This window comes from Janthinobacterium glycogeni (genome assembly GCF_051380725.1).
GTDB lineage: Bacteria > Pseudomonadota > Gammaproteobacteria > Burkholderiales > Burkholderiaceae_D > Janthinobacterium.
The window spans coordinates 199,042-213,767 of the sequence record NZ_JBNYXP010000007.1 but is presented as its reverse complement, the minus strand read 5'-3'; the positions used below and the strand labels follow the sequence as shown (position 1 = coordinate 213,767).

General features: G+C 63.3%; 16 protein-coding genes. 7 read left to right on the top strand and 9 right to left on the bottom strand.

Translation table 11 applies throughout. The features are described from left to right. Positions 1-27: 27 nt before the first annotated feature. Entirely contained in the window at positions 28-480 is a 453-nt protein-coding gene (locus ACQ4W4_RS18135) for a hypothetical protein (protein WP_436543174.1), read from the bottom strand. Positions 481-662: 182 nt separating this feature from the next. Here ACQ4W4_RS18135 and ACQ4W4_RS18130 point away from each other — a divergent pair, with 182 nt between their 5' ends. After that, entirely contained in the window at positions 663-1,130 is a 468-nt protein-coding gene (locus ACQ4W4_RS18130) for a PACE efflux transporter (RefSeq protein ID WP_436543173.1), read from the top strand. Here the strand turns inward: ACQ4W4_RS18130 and ACQ4W4_RS18125 are convergent. Then, complete coding sequence (locus tag ACQ4W4_RS18125) at positions 1,106-1,987, bottom strand: LysR family transcriptional regulator (protein WP_436543172.1); 882 nt, start codon at positions 1,985-1,987, stop codon at positions 1,106-1,108. The genes ACQ4W4_RS18130 and ACQ4W4_RS18125 overlap by 25 nt on opposite strands. 68 nt (positions 1,988-2,055) lie before the next feature. On the opposite strand from ACQ4W4_RS18125, the gene ACQ4W4_RS18120 reads away from it, so the two are divergent. Continuing rightward, entirely contained in the window at positions 2,056-2,259 is a 204-nt protein-coding gene (locus ACQ4W4_RS18120) for a DUF3460 family protein (RefSeq protein ID WP_436543171.1), read from the top strand. A 6-nt stretch (positions 2,260-2,265) separates the two neighbouring features. Here the strand turns inward: ACQ4W4_RS18120 and ACQ4W4_RS18115 are convergent, their stop codons facing one another. Further along, on the bottom strand, positions 2,266-3,015 hold the full coding sequence (locus tag ACQ4W4_RS18115; protein WP_413465212.1) for a YcbK family protein: 750 nt from the start codon (positions 3,013-3,015) through the stop codon (positions 2,266-2,268). Between the two features lie 125 nt (positions 3,016-3,140). After that, positions 3,141-3,974, bottom strand: a complete 834-nt coding sequence (locus ACQ4W4_RS18110; protein ID WP_436543170.1) for an EAL domain-containing protein — start codon at positions 3,972-3,974, stop codon at positions 3,141-3,143. Positions 3,975-4,208: 234 nt separating this feature from the next. Between ACQ4W4_RS18110 and ACQ4W4_RS18105 the strand changes: the two genes are divergently transcribed. Further along, positions 4,209-5,021, top strand: a complete 813-nt coding sequence (locus tag ACQ4W4_RS18105) for a class II glutamine amidotransferase (RefSeq protein ID WP_436543169.1) — start codon at positions 4,209-4,211, stop codon at positions 5,019-5,021. Positions 5,022-5,087: 66 nt separating this feature from the next. Here ACQ4W4_RS18105 and ACQ4W4_RS18100 read toward each other — a convergent pair whose 3' ends face one another. Further along, on the bottom strand, positions 5,088-5,618 hold the full coding sequence (locus ACQ4W4_RS18100) for a GNAT family N-acetyltransferase (RefSeq protein ID WP_099402317.1): 531 nt from the start codon (positions 5,616-5,618) through the stop codon (positions 5,088-5,090). A gap of 301 nt (positions 5,619-5,919) precedes the next feature. Between ACQ4W4_RS18100 and ACQ4W4_RS18095 the strand changes: the two genes are divergently transcribed. Then, positions 5,920-6,975: a sulfate ABC transporter substrate-binding protein gene (locus tag ACQ4W4_RS18095; RefSeq protein WP_436543168.1), complete on the top strand. Its 1,056-nt coding sequence runs from the start codon at positions 5,920-5,922 to the stop codon at positions 6,973-6,975. 162 nt (positions 6,976-7,137) lie between these two features. Then, positions 7,138-7,356: a TOBE domain-containing protein gene (locus tag ACQ4W4_RS18090; RefSeq protein WP_034757699.1), complete on the top strand. Its 219-nt coding sequence runs from the start codon at positions 7,138-7,140 to the stop codon at positions 7,354-7,356. A 58-nt stretch (positions 7,357-7,414) separates the two neighbouring features. Here ACQ4W4_RS18090 and ACQ4W4_RS18085 read toward each other — a convergent pair whose 3' ends face one another. Both ACQ4W4_RS18085 and ACQ4W4_RS18080 read right to left on the bottom strand, forming a co-directional pair. After that, complete coding sequence (locus ACQ4W4_RS18085; protein WP_436543167.1) at positions 7,415-8,164, bottom strand: LytR/AlgR family response regulator transcription factor; 750 nt, start codon at positions 8,162-8,164, stop codon at positions 7,415-7,417. Then, positions 8,161-9,423 (bottom strand): sensor histidine kinase, encoded by a 1,263-nt coding sequence (locus ACQ4W4_RS18080; protein ID WP_436543166.1) that lies wholly within the window; start codon positions 9,421-9,423, stop codon positions 8,161-8,163. Before ACQ4W4_RS18080 ends, ACQ4W4_RS18085 begins: the two co-directional genes overlap by 4 nt. 413 nt (positions 9,424-9,836) lie before the next feature. Here ACQ4W4_RS18080 and ACQ4W4_RS18075 point away from each other — a divergent pair, with 413 nt between their 5' ends. After that, a complete protein-coding gene (locus tag ACQ4W4_RS18075) occupies positions 9,837-10,715 on the top strand; it encodes a serine hydrolase (protein WP_035826880.1) in 879 nt (292 codons plus the stop codon). Here the strand turns inward: ACQ4W4_RS18075 and ACQ4W4_RS18070 are convergent, their stop codons facing one another. Continuing rightward, positions 10,716-11,648: a DMT family transporter gene (locus tag ACQ4W4_RS18070; protein ID WP_436543165.1), complete on the bottom strand. Its 933-nt coding sequence runs from the start codon at positions 11,646-11,648 to the stop codon at positions 10,716-10,718. It abuts the gene before it with no gap. 120 nt (positions 11,649-11,768) lie between these two features. Here ACQ4W4_RS18070 and ACQ4W4_RS18065 point away from each other — a divergent pair, with 120 nt between their 5' ends. Then, complete coding sequence (locus ACQ4W4_RS18065; RefSeq protein ID WP_436543164.1) at positions 11,769-12,668, top strand: LysR family transcriptional regulator; 900 nt, start codon at positions 11,769-11,771, stop codon at positions 12,666-12,668. A 7-nt stretch (positions 12,669-12,675) separates the two neighbouring features. Here the strand turns inward: ACQ4W4_RS18065 and ACQ4W4_RS18060 are convergent, their stop codons facing one another. After that, on the bottom strand, positions 12,676-14,616 hold the full coding sequence (locus ACQ4W4_RS18060; RefSeq protein ID WP_436543163.1) for a methyl-accepting chemotaxis protein: 1,941 nt from the start codon (positions 14,614-14,616) through the stop codon (positions 12,676-12,678). Positions 14,617-14,726: the final 110 nt, after the last annotated feature.

The window sequence follows — 14,726 nt, the reverse complement described above, 5'->3', positions numbered from 1 at the left end:
CATCCGCCTCACTGCAGTAAATACGCTTCAGCGGCCCATGCGGTGCCGGCGCAAGCCGAAATCATGGCCCACCACCAGCAAGGTGCTGGCCACCAGGCTCGATAGCCCCACGATCAGCTGGATCAGCTTATCGTCAGGCAATATCCACAAGGACGAAGCGGGCGTCTCGCAGCCCGTGGCGGCGCTGATCAGGGGAGACACCCAGGCCGCGTCCGGCGTCACGTCGAGCACGACGGCGCCGTCGGCGCTCGTCTGCATATAGATGTCGCCCCCTTCGGCCAGGGTAAAACAGATGCCCACGCCCGTTTCCGTGGCGCGGATATTGTCCTGCATGCTGCGGTTATGTTCCTCGATCCATACTTCCACGTCGTACGGCGTTTCCAGGTGCTCCCACGGACGGGGACGGAAACGGGGACGCTCTTCCGCACTGGCGGGGGAATCCGGGATATCGGGAATGTTGCTCTCTGCTGCGCCTTGCATGCTTGTTGACCTTTTCTGCGGTGATGCGGCGGGACCGGTTGCCCGCCAGCCGCCATTATCCCTCGTTCGCGGCAAGCATGGTAATTCCACGTCGCATCCATCAGAAAAACTGACAGCTATCGACTTTTAACATCAGCATGACTGACTCAAAATACGCACCATCTCTTCTTTACAGGTTTTACATGCAAGGCATCAAACGCAAAATCGTCTACGTCACGGCCTTTGAAATCATCGGCATGGCCATTTCCACCGCCTGGCTGACCCTGCTTTCGGGCGAGTCGCCCACCAGCACAGGCCCGCTGGCCATCATGATCACCACCATCGCCGTGATCTGGAACCTGCTCTACAACACGGCGTTCGAATACTGGGAAATCCGGCAAGTATCGCGCACGCGCACGGTCTGGCGCCGTATCCTGCATGCGATCGGCTTCCAGATCACGCTTGTCATCTACCTGATCCCGCTGATCGCCTGGTGGCTCGATATCAGCCTGTGGCAAGCGTTCGTGCTGGACTTCGCGCTGATGCTGATCATCCCCTGCTACAGCTTCATCTTCAATTACTTCTTCGACGGCCTGTTCGGCGTGCCCCTGTCGGCGCAGCAGCCGAAGGAAGAGTCCAATGATGCTCAGGCCGCTTCGCTGAGCAGCTGAAGAAAGGACCGCGCCGCCATGCCCAGCGGCCGGTCCTTCATCCACACGAGGTGGATGGGCACGACCAGGCCATTGCCCGTATTCTTGAACGCCACGCAGCGCACCCGGCCCGCCGCCAGCGATTCCTTGATGGCCGAGGCGGCAAAGTTGCCCCAGCCCAGTCCCGCCTCCACCATCGCCAGCGCCATCGGCAAGCTGTCCGTGCGCCAGTAGGACAGCCCCACCACGGGGCGCGCATCGGCCAGATCGAGTTCGCGGCTGGCCACGATGATCTGGCGCAAAGTCACCAATTCCTCGATATACAGGGGCCGGCCCGCCGCGTCGGGCGGATGCTGGGTGGAGATAATCGCCAGCAAGGCATCGCTGCCCACCAGCTGGAACTGTTCCTCGTGGTTGATGCGCCCGCCCGCGAAAGCCATGCAGGCGCTGATGCGGCCCCGGTGCAGCATGTCGAGCACATCGTCCTGCGGCGCCGTCAGCACTTCGATGTCGAGCAGCGGATGGCGCTGCGACAGCGCGCGCACGGCGGCGAGAAAAGGCGCATGGTCGAGTTCGGCCGCGATGCCCAGTGAAATGCGGCTTTCCAGCCCCTGCGACAATTCCTGCACGTGCAGGTGCAGCTGCTTCAGCTGTTCGGCGATCAGGCGCGCGTGGGGCAGCAGCGCCAGCGCGGCAGGCGTGGGCACGGCTTCGCGCGCGCCCCGGTCGAACAGGGCGATGCCCAGTTCGGCCTCGATGTTGGCCATCGCCATGCTGACGGCCGACGGCGCCCTGCGCAAGGTGCGCGCGGCGGCCGAGAACGAGCCGCCGTCGACGACGGCCAGGAACAGTTCGATGTTATGGCTGGAGAGTTTCATGGAAGAGAGCGCGGCACTTTTGCGTGCGCCAGAGGTCAAACGCCAGGCCAGGCAAGAAAGGAGCAGCCATGCCGCATCGACTTCCCTACCGCCGCAGCGGTTACGTATCAGACTTTACCCGTTTCATCGACGGCTATCTGCAGGCGCACCCGGAGGTGCGGGCCAGCCAGCGCCTGGGCTGGCGCATTTACTGGGAACGCCCCGTGAATTTCGACGCATGGCGGCGCGCCGGCACCGATAGCGTGCCGGAGCCGCCCTACCACTACGATTAGAAAGCCTTAGCCTTTCCAAACGCGCTGCAATCCCGTATCCGCATGGATCCAGCCGCCACGGGGGCCGGAACGGTAATAGAAGCCCACGCCGCCCTGCTTGAAGCTGCGCACGAGCGAACCGAGCACTTCCGCGTTCAGATTCGCCACGCGGATATCGGCGGCGCGGCCCGAGATATGCAGCGACTGGCGCGCGGCGGGTACGCCCGCTTCGCGCAGCTTGCCGTTCGACTCGGCCGTGCGGTAGCCCGACAGGATCTCCAGCGGCTGCTCGATGCCGTAGCGGGCCACGAACGCCTGCGTGCCCCACAGGGTTTCCAGCAGTTTCGGGTCGATGGGCGCCGTCTTCTTGCCGTTCACGTCGCGCAGCAGGTGGCACAGTTCCTGGTAGGCCGAATCGATGACTTCGCCATCTTTCCAGTACAGCAGTTTCGCCTTTTCATTGCTGGCCGGGCGCACCACTTCCAGGGTGCGGGGCTTGAGCCAGAATTCCAGGTCCAGCGCCTGCGCGTCGAAGATGTCGGGCGGCGGTTCCAGTTCGGTGATGGCCTGGCGCGACTGCGACGTGATCGAGCGGTCGACGCTGGCCAGTTGCGTCGGCTGGGGCGGCACGCCCGTGCGCGGTGCGCGCGGCTTGGCGCTGGCCGAAGCCGAGGCGGGAGCGGCCGTGCGCGAGGCGCAGCCGATGAGTGGGGTGGCTACCAGGCCCAGCGCGGCCAGGCCCATACCGTGATGTAGAAAATTTCTGCGCGATGCCATAGTCAGTCCAATTTAACGATGGGAATACTATAGCGTATTGTGCTGCGAAGAAAAACCCTCATTTTCTATCGTATCTGCCTGTTTTTCACGTATTTTCCGCTGAGCCCGCCTGAGCGGGAAGCCGCTCACGCGGCGGCGCTGGCGGCCGCGTCCTGCTTTGCCTGCGCCAGCGCCGTCAGCGGCTTGTCGAGCAGATAACCCTGGGCCACGATGGGCAGGCCCGTGAGCGCGGCGATGCGCTGCAGCGCGGCCAGCGCGGCCGGCGTGTCGAGGCGCTTGAAGATGACGCGTATCTTCGCCGCATGGCACACAGTGACGAAGCTGGCGACGGCCCCCTCGTCGCTGAGGTTGCCCGCGTCGAGCTTGAACGCATGCGGGTGCAAACGCTCCAGCATGCCCGTGGCCTCGTGCACGCTGGCCACGTTGATGGCCAGGCGGAAACTGTTACGCCGGTAATTGTCGGCCACGTAGTTGAGCAGCCAACCCTGGTTCGGCGTGACCGTCGGCAATTGCAGCACGATGCGCCCGATGGGCAAGCCCAGCGCGTCGAGGATGCGCTGGAAGGCGTGGCCATGGTTGCTGCTGACGGCGCTGAGCAGGCGGTCGTGCACGTTCAGATACAGGTCCGACTGCTCCGCTTCGCTCTGGCGAAAGAAATTAATGGCGTGCAACATGCGGCACAGCCGGTCCAGCTCCACGGATTCGTCGTCGCTGGCCGCGTGGTCCAGCAAGCGCCACAGTGACAAGCCCTCGTCCGCCTTCGACACGCTGCGCGCCAGTCCCTCGAACGCCACCAGCTTGCCGCTGTCGAGTTCGCGCAGCGGCTGGAAGGCGCTGGTCATGGTGCAATTGAAGAAGCGCCCCAGCGCCCTGCCCTCCCCATCGAGCCAGACGCTGGTGCCAGCCTGGGTTTGATGCGACAGGCGGGCCAGGTAATTTTTCAGGACGGGAAATGGCATACGTGCTCCTTCATCGGACTGCGCCGGCGTCCCGCATGGGGACGACGGCGCCAAAGTGTGCAGAGTAAGGCAGCGTCAACCAAAGGAGAACGAATGGTTTCGCCATTTGATATGCGCGCGGCAAATATGGACGACACAACGGACGGCGCATATCGATAGTCGGAAACATTCGTTCCGGCGCCCTGCCCCGGCCTTTACTGTGGGCGTGTACCGATACCATCAGGAAGGGCCGCCATGTGCCAGTTACTCGCAATGAACAGCAGCAAGCCGGCCGCGCTGGGATTTTCCTTCGCCGGCTTTGCCGAGCGGGGGGGACGCACGGACGAGCACCGCGACGGCTGGGGCATCGCCTATCATTCCAGTAGCGGCTGCACCTTGCTGACCGATCACCTGGCCGCCATCGATTCGCCGCTGGCCGCGCAGGTGCAGCAGCATCCCGTGAAGGCGAAAAACATCGTTGCGCACATCCGCAAGGCCACGCAAGGCCGCATCGCGCCGGAAAACACCCACCCGTTCGCCCGCGAACTGTGGGGCAAGACCTGGTCCTTCGCCCACAATGGCGACTTGAAAACGTGGCGCGCCCCCGCCAATGCCCACTACCAGGCCAGCGGCGACACGGACAGCGAACAGGCGTTCTGCCACCTGCTGGCCCGCTTGCGCACGCAGTTTCCCGCAGGTGAGCCCGCGCGCGCCGCCGTGCGCGCCGCCATCACCGAGGTCGCCAAAGACATCGCCGCGCACGGCACCTTCAATTTCATCCTCTCGGACGGCGAGCTGCTGTTTGCCCACTGTTCCACGCATTTGCACTATGTGATCCGCGAATACCCGTTTTCCGTGGCGCACCTGATCGACTGCGAGCGCAGCATCGATTTTCGCCAGCACAACCACCTGGATGACCGCATCGCCGTCATCGCCACGCATCCCCTGACGCAAAACGAGGACTGGCTGGCGTTCGCGCCAGGCGAACTGAAACTGTTTGCCGGCGGCACCCTGCTGCCGGCAAACGATGCCGTACCGCACGGCGTGTATATCCAGATCAGTTATTGAGAGAAGATATTCAAAGGGAGGGAAAGGCCCGCCGCCGGATGGGCGGGCTGAAATGCTGGCGGGCCGTCAGGCCGAATTGCAGTTGCAAAAGCGCTTGCGCTTGGGGTCGCCGCTGGCGATACCGGCGGGATCAATCTGTTTCCAGCAAAAAATCGTTTCCACGCCATATGGCGAACGCACATTGCCCGCCTCGACATACCCTTGCTTGACGAAAAAGGCCTGGCTGCTGGCCGTGCTGTGCAGTTGCAAGGCCTTGATGCCCCACTCGCGCGCCTGCGCTTCCAGTTGCTCCACCAGCGCCTTGCCGGCGCCGCGGCCTTGCGCCTCGGGCAGCAGGTAGCACAGGGCCAGCTTGCCGGCGCGCGTCAGCAGGCCGACGCCGACGACGGCGCCCGCTTCGACTGCGACCAGCGAAAAATTGGTGGGCGACGCGAACCAGCACGCCACCATCTGCGGTGTTTTATTGCCCAGCCAGGCTTCCAGGATGGCCGGATCGTCCCGATGATCGAGGCTGCAGCATTCGACGATGGAGCGTCGTAATACGTTGCACGCCTCGAAAGCGTCGGTCGATGTTGCAATACGAATTTCAAGACTCATGTACGCTCACAAAATATTCCAGTTGCCGATGCAGACGGTTTGACCCCTGTATCGTGCGATTCGACTATACACCAAGCGGCGCAATCGGGTTTTTTGCCGCACGCCACGCGCTGGTTTTGCCTATGGCGCCATGCTTGCAGACTAAGTGCTGATGCGCGCCTTGCCCACGAATGTTTCCAAAAATCGATATCTGTTTTTTAGCGCAAACGGGAATCGTATCTAAGCATATTACGAAAAATTCGTTTCTTTTCCGGCCGGAATTTTAGACTATGTCTGTCTATTCTCACAACAAGAGTTCAACATGACCCATTCCAACGCCGTATCGACTGCCGCAGCGACGCTCACCCAACGCTCGCGCCGCTGGTTCCTGGCCAGCGCCCTGGCCGCTTCCGCTGCCGCCATGAGTCTGCCGCTGGCAGCCAGCGCCGCCGAACCCGTGGTCTTGCTGAACGCCTCGTACGACGTGATGCGCGAACTGTTCAAGGATGTGAATCCCGCATTTATTGCGGATTGGAAAGCCAAAACGGGCGAAACCATCACCATCAAGCAGTCGCACGGCGGCTCGAGCAAGCAGGCGCGCTCTGTGGCCGATGGCCTGGAAGCGTCCGTCGTGACCATGAACCAGGCCAATGACATCGATCTCCTCGTCGACCGCGGCCTCGTGGCGGCCGACTGGGCCAAGAAATTCCCGAACAATGCGGCGCCGTTCTATTCCACCATGGTATATCTGGTGCGCAAAGGCAACCCGAAACACATCAAGGATTGGGACGATCTGGCCAAGCCCGGCATCAAGGTCATCGTGCCGAACCCGAAAACCTCGGGCAACGGCCGCTACACCTACCTGGCAGCCTGGGGCTATGCCGTGAAAAAAGGCGGCAGCGAAGCGCAGGCGCGCGACCTCGTTACCAAGCTGTTCAAGAACGTGCCCGTGCTCGACGGCGGCGGCCGCGGCGCCACCACCACCTTTACGCAACGCGAAATCGGCGACGTGCTGGTGACGTTTGAAAATGAAGTGCAACTGGTGCGCGCCGAATTCGGCGACAACTTCGAGGTGGTGTATCCAAGCATCTCCATCCTCGCCGAGTCGCCGGTGGCCGTCGTCGACAAGGTCGTCGACCGCCGCGGCATCCGCAAGGAAGCCACGGCCTACCTGCAATACCTGTACTCCGAACCAGGCCAGGAACTGGTCGCCAAGCACTACCTGCGCCCCCGCTCGGCAGCGGTCGCCAAGAAATACGCGGCCAGCTTCAAGCCGATCACCCTGTTCACCATCGACGATGTCTTTGGCGGCTGGAAACAGGCACAAAAGAAACACTTTGACGACGGCGGCGAATTCGACAAGATTTATCAGAAGTAATCTTCGCCATATCGACAAAAACCGGGACATGTCCCGGTTTTTTCATCTCCGCGCCTGTTTGCGCATATCGATATGCGCATCGATTCGTGGTCAAAACCGCGCGCGCGCCGTACTCTGGCCATGTCGCGCCGCACGGCGTATTACGGGCACAAAGGAAACAACATGGCTATCTCGGAAGTGAATGTACGCAACCAGTTTCGCGGCAAGATCAAGGAAATCATCTTTGGCCCCGTGGTGTCTGAAGTGGACGTGGAAACGCCGCACGGCATCGTCACTTCGGTGATCACCTCGCGCTCGATCAAGGACCTGGACCTGAAGGTGGGCAGCGAAGTCATCGCGCTGGTCAAATCGACGGAAGTGTCGATCGCCAAGATCCAGTAAGCGCTGCGCCACCGCTGGTCGCCACGCCCCGCCACGTGCGGGGCGTTTGTCTTGCCGGCTAATCGCGAAACAGATACGTAAACGTGCGGCTGACGGGGAGTTTTTCCGCGCTGCCGCGCAGCAGCACCTGCATGCGCTCGGCGTCGATGCGTTCGGCCGCCTCGATGGCTTTCACATTGACCATGGTGCCGCGGTGGATTTGCCAGAACTGCTCCGGATCGAGGCTGCCCAGCAAATCCTTCAGCGGCGTGCGCACCAGCGCTTCCGAGCCGGCCAGCACCACGCGCGTGTACTTGGTGTCGGCCTGGAAGAACAGCACGTCATCGATGTCGATCAGGCGGATCTGCTTGCCCACGCTGGCCCTGATCCATTTCAACTTGTCGCGCGGCGGCGCCGGCAGCGCCGCACGCAGCGACTGCAGCAGGTGCGCCATGTCGGCCGGCTGCGCACCGAGCTTGTCGCGCAGCCTGGCCAGCGCCCGCTGCAGCCGCTCGGCCTGCACGGGTTTCAACAGGTAGTCGACGGCGCCCGCGTCGAACGCATCGACGGCGTACTGGTCATACGCGGTGACAAATACCACGTGCGCCCGGGTGCCGATACGCTCGGCCACTTCCAGACCCGACAGGCCCGGCATGCGGATGTCGAGAAAGACCACCTCCGGCTCATGCTCGAGAAAACCGTCCCAGGCATCGTTGCCGTTTTCCGCCACCAGCACGACCTGTGCTTCGGGCCAGGCTTGCGCCAGCAGCATTTGCAGGCGTTCGCGCATCAAGGGTTCGTCTTCGGCGATCAGGATGGTGGTGTTCATGCGGCAGGCTCTTTCAGGCTGGAGGCAATGGTAATGGGCAGCCATATTTCAGCGATCACGCCGCCCTCGTCGCCGTCGCGCAGGCTCAGACTGGCGGACGGATCGGACAGCGACAACCGGCTGCGCACGTTTTCCAGGCCCAGGCCGCTGCCCGGCGCGCTGCCCGCGCCGCTGGCCGGCAAGCCCATGCCCGTGTCCTGCACGCGCAGGCGCAGCATGCCGTCCACCCGCAGCGCCGACAGGCGGATCTCGCCGCCGCGCAACGATGGTTCAATACCGTGCTTGATGGCGTTTTCCGCCAGGGTCAGCAAGATCATGCTGGGGATCGTCGCGTGCGCCAGCTCGGCCGGCAAGTCCAGCGCATAGCGCAGGCGGGAACCCATGCGCGCCTGCATCACGCGCAAATATGCGGCAACCATGTCGAACTCGCTTTGCAGCGGCACTTGCTCGCTGCGCATCTCGGCCAGGCTGGCGCGCAGAAACGCGATCAGGTCGGCCGTCAATGCCGCGGCCCGGCCGGCGCCTTGCGCTCCCTGCTCGGCCAGTTGCTGCACGGCGCCCAGGGTATTGAACAGGAAATGCGGCTCAATCTGCGCGCGCAGCAGACGCAGCTGCGATTCGCTCAATTCGCGCGCCAGTCGGTCGCGCTCGGCATCCTGCTGCAACTGCACCGTCAGCGCTTCGTACTGCCGGTTGCGCCAGGTGGTCACGATCGCCAGCGGCACCATGTAAAACAAACCAGCCACCAGCAAGGCGATGCCGCCCACCCGCAGCAAGCGCTCGAAGGCCATGCTCATGGAACCGGTATCGCTCAAGCCGGCCAGCAGCACGCCGGCCGCGACCCCTGCCGCGCAGGTCGAGACGATCAGCAAGAGTTTCTTGAACTTGTAGCGCACGGAACTGCGGTAATTGAACCAGACGCCCACCAGCCCCCACGCCAGCGCAAAACCGAGGCCGTTGCTGAAGACCAGGGCCTTGAGCAATTCGAACCTGGCCGGCAGCAGCAGGTGCAGGGCAACGCCGATGGCGCTGAACAACAGCATCAGCTTGAACGCGGCAATGTAAAAACCGGCGCCACGATACTTGAGCAGGAAAGCGTGCAACTGCTGGCGCTCGATCGGCGTCAGCTTGACCAGCTTCATGGCGACGTAGCGACGCACCTTTCCCTGGACCTGCTCCGCCAGCTCGGGATGTTGCAGCACCCGCAGCGATTCTTCGTCGATGCTGCGGTACCAGTCCGTATATTTTTTTAACATCATGCGTTCTCCGTGGTCTGTGATTCAGGCATGAACGCAGTCTACGGCGCCCCTGTTGCGGGGCATAGCGCGGGGCGACGAAGCACGAAGCGGCAGGCATCAACGACGAAGCGCGCGGCGCCTGCCGGACCATGGCTGCCAATATTGCTGAAATAATATGAAGTTTCCAAGATGAAATCAATAAGTGTGGAACAATTTTCACTGCGGCAAGAATAGCCCCATTTATTTGCCAAATTGCCCGCAAAGCCGCCTGTCGCGGGCTTGTACCGTAGACATCGCTTGATCTTTAATGGTATTGTTTAAGCTTGGCAAATATTGCCTCCGAGATACACGCCGCGTCCCCGCGCGGCCCCGTTCCGGATTTGCGCGCAGCGCCCACGATGGCGCCCCAAAACTGCTTTCCCACATACAATCCCATGCTCAAAAAAATGTTCGCCGCGGTGCTGATGACGCTTTCCACAGCGGCCATCGCCGTGCCCTTCGGTTCCCAGTCGATACTGGTGGTCGAAGACGGCACAGGCAAAGTCTTGCTTGAAAAAAATTCCAACGTGGTGGTGCCCATCGCCTCGCTGACCAAACTCATGACAGCCATGGTCGTGCTCGACTCCAAGGCGAATATGCAGGAAGAGATCAGCATCGACCGCGAGGATGTCGACACCTTGAAACACAGCACCTCGCGCGTGCCCGTGGGCGCCACCCTGAGCCGCCACGACGTGCTGCAACTGGCGCTGATGTCGTCCGACAACCGCGCCGCCGCCTCGCTGGCGCGCACCTTCCCCGGCGGCCCGACGGCGTTTGCCGTGGCCGTCAACGCCAAGATCAAGGCACTGGGCATGCGCCAGACCGTGATCGAAGAACCGACGGGCCTGTCGCCGAATAACCAGTCGACGGCCGCCGACCTCGTCAAGATGGCCGTGGCCGCCTCGCGCTACCCGGAAATCAGCCGCATCACCACCGATTCGAAGGACGTCATCCAGATCAAGGGCCGCGACGTGGAATACCACAACACGAACCGCCTGGTGGGCGCCAAGGGCTGGGACATCGGCCTGTCGAAGACGGGCTACACGAATGAAGCGGGCCGCTGCCTGATCATGCGCATCAAGTCGGCCGGCAAATTCGCCACCATGATCCTGCTCAACGCGCGCGCCAATTCCGTGCGCGCCATGGACGCCGTCAACATCCGCCGCATGCTGGCGGCCGAGAACGGCATCGAAGAGCCGAAAGTGATGCGCGCTTCCGTCAGCCGGCACAAGAAGGCGCCGGCGAAGCCATCGAAGCGCCGTCGCGCCAAATAATTATTTCGCTTGCCGGTTGGTCATCACCACGCCGGCAATCGTCACCGCCCCGCCCAGCAGCATGGAGGCGAGCACCGGCTCGCCCAGCAGTCCCGCCGCCAGCACGATGCCGAACACGGGCACGAGATTGTTGAAGACGGCCGTGCGCGACGGGCCCAGCGCCTTGACGCCCTCGTAATACCAGACAAAGCCGATCACCGTGCCGAACACCCCCAGGTAGCCGATGGCGGCCCACACTTGCCAGCCAAAGCTGTGCCACGGCACGGTGGGAAACTCCACCACCGCCCCCACCAGCAAGAAGGCCAGGCCCCACATCGACGCATACGTGGTGGCGGCAATGGGGCTCAATCCCTTCAGCGCCACCCGGCCGATCAGGGTGTAGGCGGCCCAGCTGGAAATGCCGCAGAACATGAACACTTCGCCCATGCCGATGCCGCCGCCCGTGCCGTGCAGCAGGCCCGCCAGATCGCCGCGCGTGATGACGATGGCCGTGCCGCAAAACGCCAGCAGGATGCCCAGCCACTTGAACGATCCCAGCCGTTCGCGGAACAGCATGGCCGAGGCCAGCGCCGTGACGATGGGGTTCAGGGCCACGAACAGGGCCGTGCGCCCGGCCGGCATGCGCGACAGGGCCGCCAGGAAGCACAGGTTGTACAGGAAGATGCCGGTCAGGCCGAGCGCCGCCGTCGTCATCAATTGCTTGCGATCCAGGCGCGGCAAGCCCCCCTCCAGTTTCCACGCCAGCACGACGAGCAGCAGCACGGCCACGCCGAAGCGCCCGCTGGCGGCCGTCATGGGCGGCATCTGCTGCGCCAGCACGCGCCCCGCGATGAAGGTGCCGCCCCAGAACAGGGCGACGCAGATCAGTTTCAGATAGACGAGCGGCGATTGCGCGGCAGGCAAGGCGGCTGAAGGCACGGCGGAAGAAGACATGGGAGTTCCTGTAAAGCCGCTTGCGCGGCGGGTGGCGTACTTGCTGTACACTTATATATTAATACTAATATCAACTCATGAAATAATGAGCAAATACTCATACACCAGGAAAACCACAGCATGACCTTCACGCAACTGGAAATCTTTACCCTGGTGGCCGAACTGCACGGTTTTTCCGCCGCCGCCGCGCAGCTGGGCATCAGCCAGTCGGCCGTCTCGCATGCGTTAAAAGCGCTGGAAAAGGAGATGGGCGTGGATCTGATCGTGCGCCACCAGGCGTCGGCCGAGCTGACGGACGTGGGCCGCCAGCTGCTCGTGCGCGCGCGCGAAATCCTCGGCCTGTCGGAAGCGATGCGCCAGGAAGCGGCCGACGTGCTGGGCCAGCGCCAGGGCAGCCTGCGCATCGGCTCCTTCGGTCCCACCTCGTCGTTGAATCTGCTGCCGGCCATCACGGCGCAATTCCGCCTGCGCTATCCGGGCATCGCCCTGCGCATCGATGAAGGGGCCGACCATGAAGTGGTGCAGTGGATACGCGAACGCAGGGTTGACGTGGGCTTCGTCGTGCTGCCCGACGAGCGTTTTGATACGGCGCCGCTGGTGGAAGACCAGATGATGGCGCTGGTGCCGCGCAGCCACCCGCTGGCCAGCGAAACCACCATTACCCTGGCGCAGCTGTGCGAAGGGCCGTTCATCATGTCCGAGGCGGGCTGCGCCTGCCTGATCGAACCGCTGTTCGCCAACGCGGGGCTGCAGCCGAACGTCCCCTACCGCATCAGCCAGGTCATCACCATCCTCGACATGGTCAGCCGCGGCGACGGCCTGTCCATCGTCGCCGAACTGGCGCTGCCGCAGCGGCTGCGCGAACAGTATCCCGAACTGGTCGCCCTGCCCTTGAACCCGCCCGTCAGCCGCAAGGTGGGCCTGGCCGTGCGCGACCGGCGCCAGAACACGCCGGCCACCAACGCTTTTTTCGAGGTGGCGAAACAGATGGCGCCGACCCTGGCGCCGCGGCGCGCCTGAGCGCTGCTTAAAACGTTTCCCACTCCTCGCTGCGTTCCGGCTTGGCGGCAGCTGTCCCGGCGGGGCGGCTGGCGAGGCGCGGCGCCATCGCGGCGCGCACCACGGGCCGAACGGGTTGCTGCTGCTGCTGCTGCTGCTGCGGCGTCGACCCGTCGTCGAGCTTGAACACGCCCACCACCTGTGCCAGCGTGCTGGCCTGGTCCTGCAGGCTTTCGGCGGCCGCCGCCGCCTCTTCTACCAGGGCCGCATTCTGCTGCGTCACCTGGTCCATCTGCGCAATGGCCTGGTTCACCTGCTCGATGCCCGAGCTTTGCTCGACGCTGGCGGCTGTGATTTCGCCCATGATGTCGGTGACGCGGCGCACGCTGTCGACGATTTCCTGCATCGTCGCCCCCGCCTCGTCGACCAGGCGCGCGCCCGAATCGACCTTGCCCACCGAATCGTCGATCAGCAGCTTGATTTCCTTCGCCGCCCCCGCGGAGCGCTGCGCCAGGCTGCGCACTTCCGTCGCCACCACGGCGAAACCGCGTCCCTGCTCGCCCGCGCGCGCCGCTTCGACTGCCGCATTCAGGGCCAGGATATTCGTCTGGAAGGCGATGCCGTCGATCACGCTGATGATGTCGACGATCTTCTTCGACGAGTCGTTGATCGAGGCCATGGTATCGACCACCTGCGCCACCACCTGCCCGCCCTTGCTGGCCACGCCGGACGCCGATTGCGCCATCTGGTTGGCCTGGCGCGCATTGTCCGCGTTCTGCTTGACGGTGGAAGTCAGCTCCTCCATCGAGGCGGCCGTTTCTTCCAGCGAGCTCGCTTGCTGTTCCGTGCGCGAGGACAGGTCCTGGTTGCCGGCGGCGATTTCCATTGATGACACCTTGACCGATTCGCTGGCCGTGCGGATTTTCACCAGCACGGCGGCGATCTTGTCGATGAAGCGGTTGAAGGCGCCGGCGATCTGCGCCAGTTCATCCACGCCGGAAGCGTCGAGGCGGCGCGTCAAATCGCCCTCGCCCGAGGCGATATCGTCGAGCGCGTCGCGCACCAGTTCCAGGCGCTTGAGCATCCTGAACACCAGCAGCGACAGCAGCAGCGCCGCCAGCCCGGTCAGCAGCGCGGCGGTGACAGTGGCCGTCGTCAGCATCGTCTGCAAGGCTTGCATGGCTTCCTGCTGGTCAAGCACCACGGCCAGCAGCCAGTCGGTGCCCGCCACGCGCGTGACGTACAGCTTGCCGTCGCGTTCATTCAAGCGCACGGCCTCGCTCGCACGCGTGCTTTCCAGGCGGTTGACCTGCGCGGCCGACAGCGCCGCATCGAGTTTCGCCACCGGCTGCAGGCTCAGTTCCTTGTCCGCATGGGCGATGATGGTGCCGCTCTGGTCGACGAGGAAGGCAAAGCTGTGCGGCGTCGGTTTGATCGCCACCACGTTGGCGATCACCGTATCGAGCAGCACGTCCGCGCCCGCCACGCCTGCCAGCGCCTCTTTCGGGCCGACGGGCGCCGTGAACGACACCACCAGCTTGTGGCTGGCCGCATCCACGTACGGCGGCGTGAGCATCGGCACGCCCGCCTTGACGGTGTCCGTGTACCAGGCGCGCGCCGTCGGGTCGAAATCGGCCGGGCGGCCAGGATGGGTAAACACGGAACGCTTGTCCGCGTAGCCGATGAACACTTCCGCAAAATCGCCGGCCTTTTCCGCGATCTGGAAGGCGCGCAGCGGATCGGGCGTCTCGGCCGACATGACGATGGACGCCATGACTTTCTTCTTGCCATCGACCCATTGCGCCAGCACGGCGGACTGGCTTTGCAGCAGCTGCTGCATCTGCTGGTCCGACGACGCCAGCATGCTGCTGCGCGTGGTGACGTAATTGGCGACCGACAAGGCCAGCATGGACAGGACGACGATGGCCACGCAAATGAGCACCAGGCGCGTGCGAAGGGAAGACAACATGATGGACTCCTCGTTTCGATTTGATTGGCGTGAAACAGTGCTTTTGCACTACTTCATCTATGCAAGCATTCTCACACAAAAATCGGAACAATTATCATCAATATTCGGAA